17 protein-coding genes are annotated in these 20073 nt (G+C 64.6%); 8 read left to right on the forward strand and 9 right to left on the reverse strand.

Going from position 1 to position 20073, the window contains the following annotated elements; translation table 11 throughout:
* Positions 1 to 6: 6 nt before the first annotated feature.
* Positions 7 to 1137, forward strand: coding sequence for an HD-GYP domain-containing protein (locus AB5Y93_RS08315; RefSeq protein WP_368229163.1), 1131 nt, complete (start codon positions 7 to 9; stop codon positions 1135 to 1137).
* Here AB5Y93_RS08315 and AB5Y93_RS08320 read toward each other — a convergent pair.
* Entirely contained in the window at positions 1134 to 1808 is a 675-nt protein-coding gene (locus AB5Y93_RS08320) for an adenine nucleotide alpha hydrolase (RefSeq protein ID WP_279990244.1), read from the reverse strand. The two genes, AB5Y93_RS08315 and AB5Y93_RS08320, sit on opposite strands and share 4 nt — an antisense overlap.
* Before the next feature lie 154 nt (positions 1809 to 1962).
* Between AB5Y93_RS08320 and AB5Y93_RS08325 the strand changes: the two genes are divergently transcribed.
* The 7 genes from AB5Y93_RS08325 to AB5Y93_RS08355 all read left to right on the forward strand — a co-directional run bounded on the left by AB5Y93_RS08325 (position 1963) and on the right by AB5Y93_RS08355 (position 9014).
* On the forward strand, positions 1963 to 3279 hold the full coding sequence (locus AB5Y93_RS08325) for an MFS transporter (RefSeq protein ID WP_103259375.1): 1317 nt from the start codon (positions 1963 to 1965) through the stop codon (positions 3277 to 3279).
* Positions 3280 to 3388: 109 nt separating this feature from the next.
* Positions 3389 to 4111 (forward strand): MarC family NAAT transporter, encoded by a 723-nt coding sequence (locus AB5Y93_RS08330; RefSeq protein ID WP_236275888.1) that lies wholly within the window; start codon positions 3389 to 3391, stop codon positions 4109 to 4111.
* Positions 4112 to 4270: 159 nt separating this feature from the next.
* Positions 4271 to 4474 carry a hypothetical protein gene (locus AB5Y93_RS08335; protein ID WP_041212219.1) on the forward strand — a complete coding sequence of 68 codons (204 nt, stop codon included), beginning with the start codon at positions 4271 to 4273 and terminating at the stop codon, positions 4472 to 4474.
* A 266-nt stretch (positions 4475 to 4740) separates the two neighbouring features.
* On the forward strand, positions 4741 to 5637 hold the full coding sequence (murQ, locus tag AB5Y93_RS08340; RefSeq protein ID WP_151027568.1) for an N-acetylmuramic acid 6-phosphate etherase: 897 nt from the start codon (positions 4741 to 4743) through the stop codon (positions 5635 to 5637).
* Positions 5638 to 5730: 93 nt separating this feature from the next.
* Entirely contained in the window at positions 5731 to 7185 is a 1455-nt protein-coding gene (gene murP, locus AB5Y93_RS08345; RefSeq protein ID WP_368229164.1) for a PTS N-acetylmuramic acid transporter subunit IIBC, read from the forward strand.
* 102 nt (positions 7186 to 7287) lie between these two features.
* Positions 7288 to 8361 carry a porin gene (locus tag AB5Y93_RS08350; RefSeq protein ID WP_368229165.1) on the forward strand — a complete coding sequence of 358 codons (1074 nt, stop codon included), beginning with the start codon at positions 7288 to 7290 and terminating at the stop codon, positions 8359 to 8361.
* 47 nt (positions 8362 to 8408) lie between these two features.
* Positions 8409 to 9014 carry a DUF2057 family protein gene (locus tag AB5Y93_RS08355; protein ID WP_151027565.1) on the forward strand — a complete coding sequence of 202 codons (606 nt, stop codon included), beginning with the start codon at positions 8409 to 8411 and terminating at the stop codon, positions 9012 to 9014.
* A gap of 87 nt (positions 9015 to 9101) precedes the next feature.
* Here the strand turns inward: AB5Y93_RS08355 and AB5Y93_RS08360 are convergent, their stop codons facing one another.
* The 8 genes from AB5Y93_RS08360 to mreC all read right to left on the reverse strand — a co-directional run bounded on the left by AB5Y93_RS08360 (position 9102) and on the right by mreC (position 20035).
* Entirely contained in the window at positions 9102 to 9962 is an 861-nt protein-coding gene (locus tag AB5Y93_RS08360) for an SIS domain-containing protein (RefSeq protein WP_011704383.1), read from the reverse strand.
* Between the two features lie 32 nt (positions 9963 to 9994).
* Positions 9995 to 11443 (reverse strand): metalloprotease TldD, encoded by a 1449-nt coding sequence (gene tldD, locus AB5Y93_RS08365; RefSeq protein WP_069785497.1) that lies wholly within the window; start codon positions 11441 to 11443, stop codon positions 9995 to 9997.
* 57 nt (positions 11444 to 11500) lie between these two features.
* Positions 11501 to 12307, reverse strand: a complete 807-nt coding sequence (locus AB5Y93_RS08370) for a carbon-nitrogen hydrolase family protein (RefSeq protein ID WP_010672639.1) — start codon at positions 12305 to 12307, stop codon at positions 11501 to 11503.
* Positions 12308 to 12552: 245 nt separating this feature from the next.
* Positions 12553 to 16452 carry a YhdP family protein gene (locus AB5Y93_RS08375; RefSeq protein ID WP_368229166.1) on the reverse strand — a complete coding sequence of 1300 codons (3900 nt, stop codon included), beginning with the start codon at positions 16450 to 16452 and terminating at the stop codon, positions 12553 to 12555.
* Complete coding sequence (rng, locus tag AB5Y93_RS08380) at positions 16453 to 17922, reverse strand: ribonuclease G (protein WP_010672637.1); 1470 nt, start codon at positions 17920 to 17922, stop codon at positions 16453 to 16455. It lies immediately after the preceding gene.
* Between the two features lie 79 nt (positions 17923 to 18001).
* On the reverse strand, positions 18002 to 18589 hold the full coding sequence (locus AB5Y93_RS08385) for a nucleoside triphosphate pyrophosphatase (RefSeq protein ID WP_010672636.1): 588 nt from the start codon (positions 18587 to 18589) through the stop codon (positions 18002 to 18004).
* A gap of 52 nt (positions 18590 to 18641) precedes the next feature.
* Positions 18642 to 19127 carry a rod shape-determining protein MreD gene (mreD, locus tag AB5Y93_RS08390; protein ID WP_010672635.1) on the reverse strand — a complete coding sequence of 162 codons (486 nt, stop codon included), beginning with the start codon at positions 19125 to 19127 and terminating at the stop codon, positions 18642 to 18644.
* The gene (gene mreC, locus AB5Y93_RS08395) at positions 19127 to 20035 is read right to left on the reverse strand and encodes a rod shape-determining protein MreC (protein ID WP_029313545.1); all 909 of its coding nucleotides are present in this window, start codon (positions 20033 to 20035) and stop codon (positions 19127 to 19129) included. Before mreC ends, mreD begins: the two co-directional genes overlap by 1 nt.
* Positions 20036 to 20073 lie beyond the last annotated feature (38 nt).

The following is a 20073-nucleotide window of genomic DNA, read 5'->3' on the forward strand; positions in this document are numbered from 1 at the left end:
GCCATCATGCTCAACTTGCTGGATCCCGATACCAAACCCACCCTGCTGGTGGTCGATGACACACCGGAGAACCTCTCCCTGCTCAGCGCCCTGCTCAGCCCCCACTACCGGGTCAAGGTCGCCATCAGCGGCCAGCGGGCACTGGAGATCCTCTCGGCCGGCACCCGGGTGGATCTGATCCTGCTCGACGTGGTGATGCCCCAGATGGACGGCTATCAGGTGATGCAGGCGCTGCAGGAGATGCCGCAGGTGCGGGAGATCCCGGTGATCTTCCTGACCGCCAAGGTGGAGGAGAGTGCGGAGGCGCACGGCCTGGCGCTGGGGGCCGTCGACTACATCCACAAGCCGATCACCCCCGCCATCGTGCTGGCCCGGGTCAGAAACCACCTGGAGCTGAAAACGGCGCGGGATCTGCTGCACGACCAGAACGCCTTTCTGGAGCAGGAGGTAGAGCGGCGCACCCGGGAGAACGAACTGATCCAGAACATCACCATCCACTCCCTCGCCTCTCTTGCCGAAACCCGCGACAACGAGACCGGCAACCATATCCTGCGCACCCAGCACTATGTGCGGCTGCTGGCGGAGACCCTCTGCGAGCATGCCCGCTTTCGTGCAGAGCTGACCCCCAAGACCATCGATCTGCTGTTCAAATCGGCCCCGCTGCACGACATCGGCAAGGTCGGCGTGCCAGACCGGATCCTGCTCAAGCCTGGCAAGCTGGATGCGGACGAGTTTGCCCAGATGAAGCACCACTCCATTCTCGGCAAGGAGGCCATCGTCCATGCCGAGGAGGCGCTGGGGGTAGAGGTGGAGTTTCTGCGACTGGCCAAGGAGATCGCCTGCTACCACCACGAAAAGTGGGACGGCACCGGCTATCCCTATGGCCTGCACGGTGACGAGATCCCGCTCTCGGCCCGCTTGATGGCGCTGGCCGACGTGTACGACGCCCTCATCAGCAAGCGCTGCTACAAGGCTGCCATGTCCCACCAGGAGGTGGTGCCGATCATACTGGCGGGACGAGGCAATCACTTCGACCCCGACATCACGGATGCCTTTGCCCGCATCCACCAGCAGTTCCACGAGATCGCCCTGCGTTACAACGACGACAAGGGCGAGCGGGAGTCCAATCGCGACTAGGCGGTGGCGGGCAGCAGATCGGTGAAGACGAAGCCGTCCCGCAGCACCGTCTCCCCCACCCGGATGGGCAAGGGATGCAGGAACATGGGGCCGTCCCAGGCCAGGGTGTGGAACTCCCCGTTCTCGCCGCAGGGATCCACCCCGGCGGGCAGGGCAGCCAGGAAGGCCGAGCCGAATTCATGACCACCTAACCCGGCGTCCAGCTTGCCCGGATCCAGGGTGCAGACCCTGGCCTTGAGCCCGGCTTCGATCATCGCCTGCGCCAGCTCGGTCGTGTCGCTGCCCCAGAGCGGGAAGAGCGGCGTGATGCCGGTCCCCGCCAGTTGCCGCTCCCGATAGGCGCGCACATCCTCAAGAAAGAGATCCCCGAACGCCATGTGGTAAATGTCCTTGGCCTGCACATCGGCGATGAAGCCCGTCATGATGCGCCCATACTCCTCGTTACTGCAGGGCCAGGGCAGGTCGATGGTGGTCAGCGGCAAGCCCACACACTCAGCCTGTGCCAGCAGCAACTGCTTGCGCACCCCGTGCATGGCCACCCGCTCGAACGCCTGGTTGAGGGTGGTGAACAGCCCCACCACCTCGATGGCCGGATCCTGGCGCAGGCGATGCAAGGCCCAGGCGCTGTCTTTTCCGCTGCTCCAGGAGAGCAGTACCTTTTTCTTCGTCATGATCTCTCCAGCTACTTGCCGCACCGTGCTGCAAGACAGTGTTGCGAATTGTGCGATTTACATTGCGGGACACAAAAGCATACCCTCGTGGGTGAGCGTATCCCCGCAGCACACCGGGGAGAATAACTAAAAAAACGATGGGAAACATAAGGATATGAGTAAAGTCAGCACATCGCACGACCACGGTCGCCCCCTCAATCGACAGGATTACAAAACCCTGAGCCTGGCGGCGCTGGGCGGCGCCCTCGAATTCTACGACTTCATCATCTTCGTCTTCTTCGCCGTGGTCATCGGCGAGCTCTTCTTCCCGGCCGACATTCCCGAGTGGCTGCGCCAGTTCCAGACCTTCGGCATCTTCGCCGCCGGCTACCTGGCTCGTCCCCTGGGGGGCATCATCATGGCCCACTTTGGCGATCTCATCGGCCGCAAGCGGATGTTCACCCTCAGCATCATCCTGATGGCCTTGCCGACCCTGCTGATCGGCCTGTTGCCCACCTACGCCGTGCTCGGCATCGCCGCCCCCCTCCTGCTGCTGCTGCTGCGGATCCTGCAAGGGGCCGCCATCGGCGGGGAAGTCCCCGGTGCCTGGGTCTTCGTGGCCGAACACGTGCCCGCCCGCCGGGTCGGTGTCGCCTGCGGCACCCTCACCGCGGGGCTGACCGCCGGCATCCTGCTCGGCTCCCTGGTGGCGACCGCCATCAACCGTGGCATGAGCCCGGGCGATGTGAGCGACTGGGGCTGGCGTCTGGCCTTCGTGCTCGGCGGCGTGTTCGGCATCGTCGCCATGTACCTGCGCCGCTGGCTGCACGAAACCCCGGTCTTCGCCGAGATGCAGGCCAACAAGTCCCTGGCCGAGGAGCTGCCCCTCAAGACGGTGCTGCGTGAACACAAGGGCAGCGTTGTCGTCTCCATGCTGCTGACCTGGCTGCTCTCCGCCGGCATCGTGGTGGTGATCCTGATGACCCCGACCTATCTGCAGAAGGTGCACGGCATCAGCCCGGCCGATGCCCTGACCGCCAACTCCCTGGCCATCGTCGCCCTCACCCTGGGCTGCATCGTCTATGGTCGCCTGATCGATGCCATCGGCAGCGGTCCTACCTTCATCCTGGGCTCCCTGCTGCTGGCCGGCGCCACTTATACCTTCTACCACAGCCTGGCAGTCGGCACGGATCAGCTGGTGCCCCTCTACATGCTGGCGGGCTTTGCGGTGGGGATCGTCGGCGCCGTGCCCTACGTCATGGTCAATGCCTTCCCGCCGGTGGTGCGCTTCTCCGGGCTGTCGTTCTCCTACAACGTGGCCTACGCCATCTTCGGCGGCCTCACCCCCATGCTGGTCACCCTCTGGATGAAGGAGGACGTGCTGGCCCCCTCCCACTATGTGGTCAGCCTGGCCGCCCTCGGTTTCGTGCTCGGCATCTGGCTCTGGCTGCGCCAGCGCGGCCAACGCCAGGCCACCCCGCAGGCCGCCTGATCCTTCCCAAGCAAGCCCCGCACTGTCGGGGCTTGTTCTTTGCGGATATCATCGACCGGGTGGCGACCCGCCCGCTCACCCCAATCCATCCATCTGCCCGAGGTCCACTATGTTCTTCCAGGTCGTCTTTCTCGCCTTGCTGGCCCTGCTGCCCATGGTCAACCCGCCCACCACGGCCACCCTGCTGCTGGGGCTGAGCAAGGGCATGTCCCGCGAGCACATTCGCCGCCAGATCAACATGGCCGCCCTCTATCTGTTCGCCACCCTGTGCGTCAGCTTCTTCATCGGATCCTCCATCCTGGATCTGTTCGGGATCTCCATTCCCGGCCTGCGCCTGGCCGGTGGCCTCATCATCGCCTTCATCGGCTTTCGCATGCTGTTCCCCTCGCCAAACCAGTCTGCCGGGGTCGAGGCCAACCAGAATATCGCCTTCGTGCCCCTGACCATGCCCAGCATGTGCGGACCCGGCACCATGGCGCTGGTGATCAGCGGCGCGGCCCAGATCGCCGAGCTGCCGGCCGAGGCCGATCGCGTCGTCATCTATGCCGCCATGGTCACCGCCTTCGCCCTGATGAGCCTGATCAGCTGGGGTGTGCTCAAGCTGGCAGATCCCGTGTGCAAGATCCTGGGAGCCACCGGCATCGACGCCATGACCCGCATCATGGGTTTCCTGCTGGTGTGCATGGGTATGCAGTTCTGCATCAACGGCGTCAAGGAGGTGGCGCAGGATCCCGTCTTCCATGGTCAGGTGATGGAACAACCCGCTGCCGCCTTGCCGTCCCATGCCGGATCCACCGCCCTCGATCATCTCGCCGTGCCGCGCCAGCCCTGATTGAAAACGGTGTCATTTTTCGTGCAAATCCCTCCTGATCTTGCGCCTGATCATATTGCCTTCATCTTGATGGGGTAGTCTGGTTTTTGTACAGGCAGGGTTCAGAAGGTTGCCGCTAGCGTGGCATGTGCTGACCCCATCACTTGAGGAGATATGCAAATGGAAAAGATGCTGACCGAGATTGGAAGCTACAGCCTGTTTCATGAGTATCTGAACGTGGTCGGTGCCGCCAGCCCCGCGCTGACCCGGATCAAGACAGGATGGGAGTTCAAGCGAAAGGATCGCCTGCTCGCCCAGATAAGGGTGGATGACCACGGCCACGCCCGCTTCTTCATCGACGCCCGCGCCATTTCGGTCAACTGACCCGACCCCTTTCCCAGCCCCGGCGCCTGCCGGGGCTTTTTATTGGCTCTCCTTCAGCCTCTCCCCCCTCTAGTGCCATCGGCATCACCCCGATCCCACCCAGCCCTCTCCGTGCAGGAATTTTCACAACTTAGAATCAGAAGTAAATGGAATAATTAATTATGCGACATTGATCTCATAACAGAAATCAAAAATCGATGATCATGTTCATCATCGAGAGGGATGTTTTACGCCGGGAGTGGCGATGACCTTAAGCAGAGGAAACGATGACCATTGACCTATCAAGCATGATTACCGAGACCCGCAACCCGGCCAGCGTCGAAATCGACCAGCTGTCGACCCTGGAGATGCTGCGCGTCATCAATCAGGAGGATCAGCAGGTGGCGCTGGCGGTGGGCCAACTGCTGCCCGAAATCGCCCGGGCGGTCGATGCCATCGCGGCAGCCTTTGGTAAGGGTGGGCGACTGGTCTATATCGGCGCCGGCACCTCGGGCCGGCTCGGCATCCTGGATGCCAGCGAATGCCCGCCCACCTATGGCGTCTCTGCCGAGCAGGTGATAGGCCTGATTGCTGGCGGCCACAAGGCCATCTTGCAGGCGGTCGAGAACGCCGAGGATGACGCAGAGCTGGGTGCCCGGGATTTGAAGAACATCCAGTTCTGCGCCAACGATGTGCTGGTGGGCATCGCCGCCAGCGGCAGAACCCCCTACGTACTGGGCGCCATGGCCCACGCCAGCGCGGTGGGTGCCACGGTCTGCAGCATCAGTTGCAACCCCGGCAGTCCGCTGGCCCGGGCCGCCGACATCAGCATGGTGGCGGTGGTCGGCCCCGAGATCGTCACCGGCTCCTCCCGCATGAAGGCGGGCACGGCGCAGAAGCTCATCCTCAACATGCTCTCCACCGGCGCCATGATCCGCACCGGCAAGGTCTACGGCAACCTGATGGTGGACGTGGAAGCCACCAACGCCAAGCTGGTGGAGCGGCAAAAACGCATCGTGATGGAGGCCACCGACTGCGAGCGCACCACCGCAGAGCGGGCATTGGCCGAGGCGGACAACCACTGCAAGACCGCCATCGTGATGATCCTGGCTGGACTCACGGCCGATGAGGCCCGCCACCGCCTGCAAAGCAGCAACGGCTTCATCAGCCAGTGCACCCACTGATCGGCCAACCGCACATTGGCCAGGGATGGCCATCACATAACGAGAACGGGGTGCTAGGCACCCTGCTGACACCACAGACTGACTGGGTTCTTTATGGCAAAAATAACTGACACCATGATCGGCCAGATCATCCAGGCCATCGGCGGCCGGGACAACATCACCCACTGCGGCCACTGCATGACCCGATTGCGACTGAGCCTGGCGGACAGCCTGCATGCGGATCGCGATACCATCAAGCGCATCGCCGGCGTCATGGGGGTGATTGAGAGCGACAACCAGTTCCAGATCGTGCTGGGGCCGGGCAAGGCCCAGACCGCCTGCGAGCTGATGAACGACATGCTGAGCGCAGGACTGGGGGCGCTGGAGGCTCCGGCTGCGGCCCCCACCGAGCTTGGCGACATCGCCTCGGCCAACAAGCAGGCACTCAAGCAGAAACAGAGCAGTGCGGCCCACCGCTTTCTGGCCAAGTTTGCCAGCATTTTTACACCACTGATCCCCGGCTTTATCGCCGCGGGGCTGCTGCTCGGCTTTGCCACCCTGATCGAACAGACCCTGCTGCAGGACAGCGCAGCCACCGGCGGAATGCTGGTGGAGCTGGTCGGTTACATGAAACTGTTCAGCAAGGGATTGTTCAGCTTCCTCAGCATTCTCATCGGCTACAACGCCCAGAAAGCGTTCGGCGGCTCCGGGGTCAACGGTGCCATTCTGGCCTCCCTGTTTGTGATGGGCTATGACCCCCAAGCCACCAGCGGCATCTACTCAGGCATCACCGATTTCTTCGGCCACCACATTGATCCCCGTGGCAACATCATCGGGGTGCTGATCGCCTGCATCATCGGCGCCTCGGTGGAACGCCAGGTGCGTCGCTTCATGCCGGACAGCCTCGACATGATACTCACCTCCTGCATCACCCTGCTGATCATGGGGGCCGTCACCTTCGTCCTGATCATGCCCCTGGGGGTGCAGCTCTACAACGGCATGTCCTGGCTCTTCATCCACCTCAATGGCAACCCGTTCGGTACCGCCATCCTGGCCGGTCTGTTCCTCATCTCGGTGATGTTCGGCATTCACCAGGGGTTCGTGCCCGTTTACTTCGCACTGATGGATGCCCAGGGCTTCAACTCCCTGTTCCCCATCCTCGCACTGGCAGGGGCCGGCCAGGTCGGCGCCGCCCTGGCGCTTTACAGTCGCGCAGCCAAGGACTCCCTGCTACGCACCCAGGTCAAGGGCACCATCATCCCCGGCCTGCTCGGGGTCGGTGAGCCGCTCATCTACGGCGTCACCCTGCCGAGGGTCAAACCCTTCATCACCGCCTGCTGCGGCGGATCGCTGGGGGGGTTCGTGGTCGGTCTCATCTCCTGGATGGGCCTTCCGGTCGGCCTCAACACCGTGTTCGGCCCTTCCGGCATCGTCGCGCTGCCGCTGATGACCTCGGCCCAGGGGATCTTCCCCGGCATGATGGTCTATGGCCTCGGTCTGGCGGTTGCCTACTTCGGCGGTTACCTCTTCACCCTGCTCTTCGGCTGCAAGAACGTCGATCTGAGCTAACCCTCTCTCCTCTATCCAGCTGGCTATCTGGCCCCGAGCAATCGGGGTCACGGCTTCACTCACCCCGGCTCTGGCACAAGAGCCCACACAGGAAAGACAACAATGAAACAGTCCATGCTTGCCCTGGCCATTCCTGCCCTGTTTGCCGCCGGTACGGCGCAGGCCGCCGTCATCTACCAGGCCGATGACGGCTCCAACGTCGATCTCTACGGTCGCCTCGGCTTCAACGTCTCGGACAAGAAAAACGGCAACAGCCAGGGGGACTTCGACGGTCGCATCGGCTTCACCGCCCGCCAGACCGTCAACGACCAGGTGGCCGTGATCGGCATGGCCCAGTACCAGGTCAATGCCGCCGAATACGCCAACAACGTGCAGAAGAACAGCAGCGACCTCACCGCCCGTTACGTCTGGGCCGGGATCGATGGCGGCGAGTGGGGCAAGGTGACCGGTGGCCGGGTCTCTTCCGGCCTCATCATGTTCACCGACATCGGCGACGTGTTTGCCGCCTCCGATGTCTCCATGGCGCGCCAGGCCAGCAAGGTAGACTCCACTGCGGTCCAGGTGTTCCGCCAGGACGGTACCCTGCAATACCAGAACACTCTCGGCAATCTGGATGTATCGCTGGCCTACATCCTCGGCAACGGCACCTCGGATCTCGACTACGGCTACAACGGCGCCCTGCGTTACACCTTCGACCTCGGCGCGGCGGGCAAGCTGGCACCGGTCATCGCCTACCAGCAGAGCAAGGCGGCCCAGACCGATGCCAGCAAGGTGGATCCCGACGCCGACCAGTACCGCTTCAGCGGCATCGGCGCCCGCTACACTCTGGGTTCGCTGATGCTGGGCGCCCTCTACGCGAAGGATCAGGTGAGCTATCGCAACGGCCGGGCAGAAAGTGAAGACAAGGTATGGGAACTGACCGCCGTCTACGACATCAGCCAGAAGTGGGCAGCCCGCGCCGGCTATCGTCACCTCGACAACGACGGGGGAGACGGCATGAGTCTGCGGGATACCACCCTGGAGCTGCAGTACAAGCTCACCCCGCGATCCTCCCTCTACAGCGCCTACGTGTTCCGGGGCGGTGAAGACGGGTTGTCCGGCAGCACCATCACCAGCTTTGGCGGCAGCAGCAACAGCGAGAGCTTCTACCACCTCGGCCTGCGCTACGAGTTCTGATCCCCTGCCGGCCTCTGGCCGGCATTTTCTTTCTGCTGGAGCTCCCCATGATCCGCCTCCTGTTCCTCTTCATCCTGCTGCTGCCCATGACCTTGTCGGTCCAGGCCGCCCGGCTGGAGCTGGCAGACACCCTCGTCCTGCTGGCCTCATCCCGGGGCCAGGTCTCCCCCTTCGAGCGAGCGCTCACCCTGCCCGCTGGCGACACCCGACTGCTGGTACGTTTCGACAGCCCCCTCGACCCCGGCTCCACCAACGAGAGCCAGGGGCGCGTCCGCTCCGCCCCGCTGCTGCTGACCCTGACCCTGCCCGCCAGCGGCACCCTGAAACTGACCACTCCGCCGCTGGCCGACTCCCGGGCCATTCGCCACTTTGCCACCCACCCCAACCTGCGGCTTGAGACCCCCGAGGGTAGCCACCCCCTGTCGGCAACCACCCTCCCCCGCAGCCAGGACAGTCTGATGACGGATTATCAGGCGCTGCTGGCCCGCTACGACGCACCGGCTCGCGCGGCCATCACTCCGCCGCCCGCCACCCTCGCCCAGCCCGCAACCACCCCGGGCGCCGTGCCCGTCGACCCTGAACTGCAACGACGCTACCTCGCCGCCGACGAGGCTCAGCGCAAGGCCTTCCTGCGCTGGGCTCTCGCCCTCTGAGCCGGCACTGGCCCATAAAAAAACCACCCGCAGGCGGGTGGTTTTTCTCTCTCGGCAGGTCTCGGCGTCTGTTGCAGCCGGGCCGCTTCACTCCTTGTTGAGTCGGTCGATAGCACCGCGGGTGCCGTCGATCAGCGCCCAGGCCTCGTCACGGCGCTGCACCAGGCCGAGGAACAGGATATCGGTGATGGTGTTCTGGGCGGTACGCGACGAGATGGAGGAGATGCGCAGCTCGTTCTCGTCGGCCACGGTGTCCAGCACCATGTCGGCCATCTGCCGCAGAGGGGTGTTGCGAAACGAGGTGACCGCGATCAGGGTGGCGCCGTTGCGCTTGGCCAGCTCGGCCGCTGCCAGCACGTCCCGGCTGGCGCCGGAATAGGAGACCACCAGCTGCACGTCCCCCGGGCCCAGGGTCTGGGCGATGGAGATCTGCACGTGGCTGTCCTGGGCGAACAGGGTGGTGACCCCGATCTTGAGCAGCTTGTACCAGAGATCCTTGGCGGTCAGCGCCGAGCCGCCGATCCCCACCAGCTGGACCCGGCCAGCCTGGTTGATGACGTCCAGCACCCGCGCCAAAGTGGCATTGTCGAGCGCCTGGGTGGTCTCCACGATGGAGTTGATCTTCTCCTGGGCCAGCTTCTTGGCCATGGTCTCCAGATCGTCGTCGCGGCCGATGCCGTTGTAGAGATCCCCTACGTTGTCGGTCTTGATGGCGTGCTTGCGCCCCAGATCCTCGCTCACCGCCAGCTTGAAGGCGGTGAAGCCCTTGAACCCGATCTTCTGGGTGAACTTCACTATGCTCGACTGGCTGACGTCAGCCTGCTGGGCCAGCTCCTGGGAGGAGAAATGGGTCACCTGCTCCGGGCACGCCAAGATGTAATCGGCGATCTTGAGCTCGCTGGGGGAGAGCTGACTGCGGATATTGGAAATTTTCGACAGGGTAAGCATGGGTTCTCTCTGCTGCTTGTTCTGCGGCGCCCTTACTGGGTGCCGCCCACGGTGAGCTGATCCAGCTTGAGGGTGGGCTGGCCGACGCCGACCGGCACGCTCTGCCCCTCCTTGCCGCAGACCCCGACCCCGCGATCCAGCGCGAGATCACGGCCCACCATGGAAACCTGGCTCATCGCCTCGGGGCCGTTGCCGATCAGGGTCGCCCCCTTGATGGGCGCGGTGATCCTGCCATCCTCGATGAGGTAGGCCTCGGAGGCGGAGAAGACGAACTTGCCGGAGGTGATGTCCACCTGGCCGCCGCCGAAGTTGGGGGCGTAAATGCCCTTCTTCACCGAAGCGATGATCTCGGCCGGATCGTACTGACCCGCCAGCATATAGGTGTTGGTCATGCGCGGCATCGGCAGGGCGGCGTAGGATTCGCGGCGGCCGTTGCCGGTGAGCGGCACGCCCATCAGGCGGGCGTTCTGCTTGTCCTGCAGGTAACCCTTGAGGATGCCGTTCTCGATCAGCACGTTGTAGCCGCCCGGCGTCCCCTCGTCATCGATGGAGACGGAGCCGCGCCGACCCGGCAGGGTGCCGTCATCGACGATGGTGCAGTGTTTGGAAGCCACCTGCTCGCCGATGCGCCCGGCAAAGGCGGAGGAGCCCTTGCGGTTGAAGTCCCCTTCCAGGCCGTGACCCACCGCCTCGTGCAGCAGCACACCGGGCCAGCCGGCACCGAGTACCACCGGCATGGTGCCGGCCGGGGCATCGATGGCCTCCAGGTTGACCAGCGCCTGGCGCACCGCTTCGCGCACATAGCCAAACGCCCGGCTCTCGAGCCCGTCCAGCTCGAGGAAATGGTCGTAACCGAAGCGGCCACCGCCCCCCGCGCTGCCGCGCTCACGGCGATCCCCCTTCTCGGCGATGACGGTCACCGAGAGGCGCACCAGCGGACGCACGTCGGCGGCCAGGGTGCCATCGGTGGCTGCCACCAGGATCTCTTCATAGACCCCGCTGATGGAGGCCATCACCTGATTGATGGCGGGATCCAGACTTCTGGCGAACTTGTCCATCTGCTCCAGCAGGGCAATTTTCTGCTGCTTGTCGAGGGTCTGCAGGGGATCCAGCGCCGGGTAGAGCAGGTTTGCTTCGGTGCGAGCCCATGCTTTTACCTTGCCGTGAGCACCGGCGGCGGCGATGCCGCGAGCGGCAGTCACCGACTGTTGCAGCGCCAGCAGACTCAGCTCGTCCGAGTAGGCGAAACCGGTCTTCTCGCCGCTGACGGCACGCACCCCCACCCCCTGATCGATGTTGTAGCTGCCATCCTTGACGATGCCGTCCTCCAGCATCCAGGACTCGTGCCAGCTGCGCTGGAAATAGAGGTCGCCGAACTCCACCTGATGGCTCATCAGGCTGCCGAGCAGCTGTTGCAGCCGCCCTTCGTCGAGATCGTTCGGGGCCAACAGGGAGGCACTAACCTGGCTCAATAGACTCAAATCTTTCTCTCCACTCTCATGCGAGATGTCGTAACGGTTAAATCCACGGCCGCGGGCTCACAGCAGGCGGGCGTGTTGCAGCACCGGCATGGTGCGTTTCAATTCATCGATCAGGGCCCCATCCAGCGGCGCCAGCACAGTGCCCTGCCCCGACGCCCGACAGGCCAGCACCCGGCCCCAGGGGTCGATCACCATGCTGTGGCCCCAGGTCTGGCGCCCCGTCTCGTGGGTGCCTCCCTGGTTGGCGGCCACCACGTAGCACTGGTTCTCGATGGCGCGGGCCCGCAACAGGGGCTCCCAGTGCGCCTCGCCGGTGACGGCAGTAAAGGCGGCAGGCACCAGCAGCACCCGGGCACCCGCCCGGGCCAACTGGCGGTACAGCTCGGGAAAGCGCAGATCATAACAGATAGAAAGGCCGAGGGGACCAAAGGGGGAGTCCACCAGCACAGGCTGATCACCCGGGCTGAAGGTCTCCGACTCCCGGTAGCGGCCGTGATTGTCCGCCACGTCCACGTCGAACAGGTGGATCTTGTGGTAGTGCCCCTTGAGCTCGCCGTCGGGATCGAACACCAGGGTACTGGTGTGGATGTGGTCGGCACCGGCGATGGCGGTGGGCATGGCCCCGGCCACCAGCCAGATGCCGTGGGATTTGGCCCAATCAGAGAGTTGCTGCTGGATTGGGCCATTTCCCAACGGCTCTGCCCCGTCCAGATACCCCTGCCGCTCGCCAAAGAGGGCGAAGTTTTCCGGCAGCAGCACCAGCAAGGGGCGCTCCCCGGGCAGACTCGCCAGCTCGGCGGCGATCCGCTCCCGGTTATCCTGCCAGGTACGACCCGAAATCAACTGCATGGCGGCTAGCCACATGACGCGCTCCTTCTGTTGGGCGAGCCGGTGGCAGAAGGCCTCCTCGGCTCGCAGGGCAATATCCGCACTCTTCTGTTGGGCGAGCCGGTGACACAAGGCCTTCTCGGCTCGCGGGGCAATATCCGCACTCATCTGTTGGGCGAGCCGGTGACCGGTGACAGAAGGCCTTCTCGGCTCGCGGGGCAATATCTGCACTATGAGGGGTTTGGCGGCCGGGGGAAAGTCCCCCAGCCCGGAGCATGCCCTCAGCGCTGACCCGAGCCCTGGTGCTTGGGATCGAGCAGGAAGGGGGTGACCTCCTTGGCGGGCAGGCCGGGCGCCACCGCATCCACCGCATCCTTCTGGTGCTGGTTGAGCTTGATGCGGGCGCGATCCCGCCCCGCCTCCACCAGCCTGGGGGCGTCCAGCGGGCCGGAGACCCGAAAATCGATGCGGGTCACCACGTCCACCACAGGCTCCAGCAGCTTGGAGAGGGCCAGCACATAGAGCCCGGTGATGGGGGTCAGGGAGAAGGCCGCCACCACCGGCAGGGTGCCGCCCAGGTTGGGGGAGAAGCTCAGATCAAAGTCGAGCCGCCAGCGCACCAGATCCGCGATGCCCTTGCCCCGCAGGTTGCCCGCGGCGCCCTTCATGTAGAAGTCGTTGTTCTCCACCACCCCCTGATTGACCTTGGCGGAGGCGGACATGGACTCGAAATAGAAGCCCTTGTCGAATACATCGCGAAAATCGAGGCGCAGCTTGCGCATCAGGGAGTCGAGGCTCAGCAGGGAGAGCAGCCGGGCCCCCTTGTCGTTGACCTCCCGCAGGGTGCCTCCCTCCAGCTGGTAGTCGGCACTGCCCGCCAGAGTCGGCAGGCTCAGGCGGTAGGGCACGTCACGCCAGTTCAGATCCAGCGCCAGCTTGCCCGGGGCATCCCCGATGGGCGAGGTGTAGCCGAGCCGCTTGAGCAGGAGCTCGCTGTTGCGGGTCTCGAGGTTCACCCTGGCACGGGTCTGCATCTGGCTGCCACGGGCCAGCCACTCGGCGCTGCCGCGCAGGGTGCTGCCCGCCAGGCGCATCTCCAGTCCCTTGAGATCCAGCCGGTTGGCCCCGGGCAGCAGCTCCCCCTTCACCTCACCCAGGGGCAGCTCGCCGAAGCGGCAATCCACGCAGCTGAAGGTGAGCCAGGGAATGGCATTCATGATGGCCCTGTCCTGGCGCTCATCGGGATCCGGGCTGAGATCGGTCCCCTTGCCGGACCAGTAGATGCGGGCAAACTTGGCATCGATGGGGCGCCCATCGGCCACCGGCACCCGCACCACCCCCATCACGTCGGGGCTGTCGATCATCACCTCGGTGGCCTGGTTCACCGGCCCCAGGGTGAAGTGCACCGCCTTGAGGCTGGCACTGCCGATGTCGGCACGGGCCAGCTGGCCATCTACCCACCACTCCTGGGGCAAGAAAGAGGGGCCCACCACCGCATTGTCACTCGGCGCCGAACCGACCGGCAGCCACTGCTTGAGACGAGCCAGCCAGCCGGCCACGTCCGCCTGCTGCTGGTTGATGGCGAGCAGCATGGGCTTGTCCTGCATCACCCGCGCCCCGGGCTGGCCGATGTTGACCCGCACCCGGCTGAGATAGGGCACGCCGTCGCCGTACACCAGGCGGCTCTGCATGTCGATGTCCGCCCCCAGCACGGCGCGGATGTCGGCGCTGCCATCCCGCCCACGGGCCGTCACCTTGAGGGGCAGCCGGGTACCCGCCGCCTTGGTCAGGGGCACGGGCAGATCCAGCCCCATGCCCTGCAGGTTGGAATCCAGCGCCAGCTGGAAGCTGAACGCCTTGTTCTCGGGCAGGGTCAGCCCCAGGGTACCCGACCAGTTGCTGCGCCCCTGGAGCATCTCGAGGGCCGGTATGTCCCGGCGCTGGCGGCGGCTGTCCCACTGCCCCTGGAACTTGAGATCGGCCTGATAGCCGTGGGGCAGTTGCCGCCCCTGATAATCCAGGGTCAGCGGCTGGTTCCACAGGCTGGCCTTGAGGTTGTGAATGCGCGTCTGCTCGTTGTCATACTCGAGCGTCCCTGCGACCCCGTCGAGGGGCAGATCCAGGGAGGCGATCCTCACCTTGTTGTCCTTGAAGCTGGCTTCCCCGCTGGCCTTGACCTCCCCCTCGCCATCCAGCGGTATGTCAAGCTTCACCGTGCCCTTCATGGGGCCGCGGATCTCCACCTCCCGCAGCGCCTGACCGACGGATCCCCCCAGCGGCGAGTCCTGCAAATAGTCGCTGATGGCCTTGCCCTCGCCCTCAACCTTGGCATCCACGTAGAGGTGAGCCCCCGGATAGAGGTCCGGGATCCAGGCGTGCACCGAGTCGGAGCTGGCCTTGCCGAGCTGGGTGGCGCGGCTGTTCATGTCGAGGCTGGCGTTCTGGAACAGCAGATCGATCTGCAGGTCGGTCAGCGGCTGCCAGCCCGGGAAAAACTCGTAGGTGGCCTGTTGCAGCGGCACCGCCACCTGGAAGACGCCCTTGCCGTTGTCGTAGGGGAAGTCACGGAATTCGCCGTACCAGAGCAGGTCGGCCCCCTTGGCCTTGCCCCCCTTGATGGCGCCGCTCAGGTAGCTCACCAGCCCCTCATCCATCACCGCCAGGGGGTAGTAGCGATCCGCATGGGCCGCGTTCTTGACGTCGATCCGCCCGGTCAGGGCGAGGAAGGGGTGCTCGAACAGCTCGAGGCGAAACCGGCTGGCGAGGCGCAGATCCGGGTTCTCCAGGGCAATGTCCTGACCATAGAGCACCCAGCCTTGCGGCGCCCGCCACCAGTCGAGGGCCGCACTCAGGCTGTCCACCGGGATGGGTTCCTTGAAGTGGCGGGCCGGATCCACCTTGCCTTTGCCCAGGGTCAGGCGGGCGCGTCCCCCGTTCGGGGTCAGCCAGAAGTCGCCGTCCAGCTTTTGCAGACCGGGCACATCGTGCCAGGCCCGGGTCCCGAAGCCGCGCAGTTGCCCCTGCAGAGAGAGCCCCTGCCAGTCCCCGTCGGCCTGCAGGACCAGCTCCTGCAACTGTCCCCTTGGCCGGGTGCGCTTGAGGGTCTCGGTCAGCTCGGGATAGAGGCCGGAGACCAGCTGGCTCAAGTTGGCAATCTGGTCGATATCGATGGCGGGCACATAGCCCTGGATGCGCGAGCCGATGCGCTCGAGCTGCAGGCGGCTGTGTAGCCAGGTGGCGCCATCGAGCTTGAAGATGACGTCGTGGCTGGCGAGCTGCCACGCCTCGCCGTCCCGGCGCAGCTGGATCTTGCCCCCCTGCAGGTCGAGGCGGTGCGGCTCCCCCTTGATCTCGTCCTTCCAGATCAGGTGGTTGTTGCCAAAGGCCAGCAGGGAGTTGCCGAGCCTGCCCTGCTCGAACTCGCTCCACAGCTGGAAGTCGAGCTGGCCGCTCACCGGCGGCGCGCCGGCGTGGATCCGGGCCAGCATGGGGCTGATGTCCAGCTCCCGGGCCCCCAGATAGAGCTGGCCCTTGAGGCGGTCGAGCCGCACCTCGGGAGCATCCACATCGATGATGAGGTCCAGGGTGCTCTCCCCCACCCCGTTGATGAGATAGGCCTTGCCGACCCCCTGATGGCGCTTGCCGCGGTTCTGCCAGCGCAACTGGGCGATGTCGAGGGCGCGCACCTCCCCCAGTGCCGTGGTGAGGCTCAGGCGAGTGTCGTGAATATCGAAGGTGGAGAGCTGGGTCAGCAGGAAGCGCAGCAGGGCCTCCTGCTGGTTCGCGCTCTTCCCGCTGACGGGGGTAGCGGGCTGGGTCATGTCCAGCGCGATGTTGCCGTCGCTCAGGATCAACTGGCCAAACACCGGTCTGAGTTCGTTGAGGGAGCGCCAGAAGTCGAGGTGCGCCCACACCTTGCCAAGGCGCAGGGAGAAACGCCCCGAATCGGGGGCGATGGCCAGTCCTTCCAGCCCGATGGCCGGGCCGCGGGGAGTCCACTCCAGCCCGACGTGATCCACGCTCACCTCGAGCTGACTCTCTCCGAGCAGGGTCCCTATCACGGCCGCTCGGTGCTGGTTGAGCAAAGGGCCGCCCAGTCGTACCACGCTGACCAGAACGGCCAGCAGCACGAAGAAGACTCCGAGGGCCAACCAGCCCCGACTCAGCCAGCGATAGACCAATTACATCATCACCACATCGAACTGTTCCTGCCCACAGAGCGGCTCGGAGACCACCCTGACCTGCTTGCCGATGAAGACTTCCAGCTCCGCCAGACTGTGGGACTCCTCCCCCCGCAGGTAATCGGCCACCGAGGGGGCCGCATAGACGGTGAACTGATCCGCGTCGTAGGCGCGGTTGACCCGGATGATCTCCCGCAGGATCTCGAAGCAGACCGACTCCACCGTCTTGACCCGGCCGCGCCCCTTGCACTCGGGGCACTCGGCGCAGAGCACGTGCTCCAGGCTCTCCCGGGTGCGCTTGCGGGTCATCTCCACCAGCCCGAGCTGGGAGAAACCGTTGACGTTGGTCTTGGCCCTGTCCTTGGCCAGCGCCAGCTCCAGGCTGTGCAGCACCCGGCGACGGTGATCCTCGGACTGCATGTCGATGAAGTCGATGATGATGATGCCGCCGAGGTTGCGCAGGCGCAGGTGACGGGCGATGGCGGCGGTGGCCTCGACGTTGGTGTTGAAGATGGTCTCTTCCAGATTGCGATGGCCGACGAAGGCCCCGGTGTTGATGTCCACCGTGGTCATGGCTTCGGTCTGGTCGATGATGAGGTAGCCGCCGGATTTGAGCTCCACCTTGCGCTCCAGGGCCCGCTGGATCTCGTTCTCCACGTCGTAGAGATCGAAGATCGGCGACTCGCCGGTGTAGTACTCCAGCTTGTTGGCAAGCTCGGGCACGTACTCCTCGGTGAAGCGCTTGAGCTGATCGAAGCTCTGGCGCGAGTCGACCCGGATCTTGTCGAGCTCGGCACCGACGAAGTCACGCACCACCCTGAACGCCAGGCTGGGATCCTCATAGAGGATCTTGCAGGGGGGATACTTCTGCTTGCGCTCGAGGATCTTGCGCCACAGGCGCTTCAAGAAGGCGGCGTCCTGTTCCAGCTCCTGCTCCCCCACCCCTTCGGCGGCGGTGCGGATGATGTAGCCACCCAGTTCGTCCACATAGCCGGCCACGGTGCGCTTGAGGCGCTCGCGCTCCGCCTCGGATTCGATGCGCTGGGAGACCCCCACGTGGGCACTGCCCGGCATGAAGACCAGATAACGGGATGGCAGGGTGATGTCGGTGGTGAGGCGGGCCCCCTTGGTACCGAGCGGGTCTTTGACCACCTGTACCATGATGTCCTGCCCCTGGCGCACCAGTTCGGCGATGTTGCCGGCCTGGAACTGCTCCTTCTCCTTGATCGCCACGCACTCGGTATGGGGGACGATGTCGGAGGCGTGCAGGAAGGCGGCCTTGTCCATGCCGATGTCGACGAAGGCGGCCTGCATGCCTGGCAGCACGCGGCTGATCTTGCCCTTGTAGATGTTGCCCACGATGCCGCGCTTGGCCTGACGCTCCACATGCACTTCCTGCAGCAGACCGTTCTCGACCAAGGCGACCCGGGTTTCGGAGGGGGTGACGTTTACCAGCAGTTCTACCGACATAAGTTACCTTGCCTTTCTAGTTTTGAATTCTGGCACGACGAACAACGGGTAACTCAGCAGCGCACTGCTGACGAGAGGATTACCGGGTCTGCTCGAGGTGCTGCTTGATCAACAGGTCCGTCTCCAGCAGGGGCAGGCCGACCACGGCACTGTAGCTCCCCTCGAGGCGACTGACGAATTTGCCGGCAATGCCCTGGATAGCATAGGCGCCCGCCTTGTCGCACGGCTCGCCGGTGCGCCAGTAGGCTTCGATCTCGGCCTCGTCCAGTTTGCGAAACGCCACGTTGGTGGTGACCAGCCGCACATCGCACCGCTCCGGGGTGGCCAGGGCCACCGCCGTCATCACCTGGTGTACCCGCCCGGAGAGGGCTTCCAGCATGTCCTTGGCGTCCAGCAGGTCGGAGGGTTTCTCCAGCACCCGCTCCCCCAGCACCACTATGGTGTCGGCCCCCAGCACAGGCAGCGCCGTGGGCGCCGCGGCCACACCGGCCATCGCCTTGTCGCGGGCCAGCCGGCAGACGTAATCCTGGGGCTTCTCACCGTCGTTGCGCAGCTCCGGCACATCCAGCTTGAGGACCTCGAAACGGTAGCCCAGGCGGGTCAGAAGCTCGTGCCGGCGGGGGGAGCCCGAGGCGAGATAGAGTTGCAGTTCGTTGTGCTTGTTCATACTTCACTCAATGAGACGATGCGCAGTTACAATGCGTTGTTTTTATTCACATTCACTTGATATTGAAGCGACGCCGCACCTTGCGCAAGACCATAAAAATCCAGGGCCATATTAACATCGTCGTCAACGTCGACCAAAAGTAGGCGAAGTTGAGGCTGGCCCGGCTGAACAGATGCTCCGCCCAGAACACGGTGATCTTCCCCACCAGGGAGAGCAGACCGATGATCAGCGCCTGCTGCCAGAGGGAGAAGTTGCGGATCTTCTGGAACTGGAAGGCCGCCAGGTAGGTGGTGATGGCCATGGCCATGGCCCGCACGCCGAGGGTGCTGCCGAGCAGCACGTCCAGCAGCAGGCCCGCCACCCAGGCGGTGCCGACGTTGGTCCGGTGCGGCAGCGCCAGCGCCCAGTAGATGAGCACCATGGCGAGCCAGTCCGGACGGAAGGGTTCGAATTGAAAGGGAAGCGGCAGGATGGAAAGGCACAGGGCCAGCAGGATCGAACACCAGATCCAGATCCTGCCGCTGGCGGGTTGCAGCATCAGCGCGTCGCCCCCGCCGCCGAGGTTGCCGTGGCCGCCGAGGCGCTCGCCGCAGGCTCAAGGGCATCCTTGTCGTGTACTTCCGGTTTCTTGTCGGTCCACAGCAGCAGCAGGTAGCGCAGACGGTCCAGCGCCACCAGGGGCTTGGCCTCGATCTGGGCGAAGGGCTTGCCCTCCACGTAGTCGGAGCGGGTCACGGTCGCCACCGGATAACCTTCCGGGAAGCGGCCGCCCAGGCCCGAGGTGACCAGCAGATCGCCGACCTGGACGTCGGTGTTGCGGGGCAGGTTGCGCAGCTCCAGCTTGTCCAGCTCGCCGCTGCCGGAGGCGATGGCGCGCAAGTCGTTGCGCAGCACCCGCACCGGGATACCGTGGCTGGAGTCGGTGATGAGCAGGACGCGACTGGTGGTGGAGCCCACGTGGAGCACCTGACCGACCACCCCCTGATCGTTGATCACCGGCTGGCCGTTGTAGACGCCATCCAGCGCCCCCTTGTTGATCAGCACCTGATGGCTGAAGGGGTCGGAATCCACCGACAGCAGCTCGGCCACCATCTTGCGGGACTCCTTGTGTACCGGCGACCCCAGCAGCTCGCGCAGACGCTGGTTCTCGTGCTCCAGCTGATCCATCTTGAGCAGGCGCGAGCGCAGGGTGAACAGTTGCTGCTCCTGCTGCTTGGTCTGCTCGATGAGATCGGCGCGGGTCTGCACCTGGGTCGACATGGTGTCGAGCAGGGTGCCGGGGGCGTTGGCGATGTATTGCAGCGGGCTCACCAGGGAGCTCAGATAAACGCGGACATGGCTGAACACACCGAAGCGGGAATCCGCGACGATGGCAGCGACAGAGATGATGACGGCGAGAAACAACCGTAACTGAAGCGAAGGGCCTCTACCGAAGATGGGTTTCATGAGTCGTCAAAAAAGAGCCGGCGCTCGGCCGGCTTTGG

It is taken from the genome of Aeromonas sp. R10-1, assembly GCF_040908465.1.
In the GTDB taxonomy this organism is placed as follows: domain Bacteria; phylum Pseudomonadota; class Gammaproteobacteria; order Enterobacterales; family Aeromonadaceae; genus Aeromonas; species Aeromonas caviae.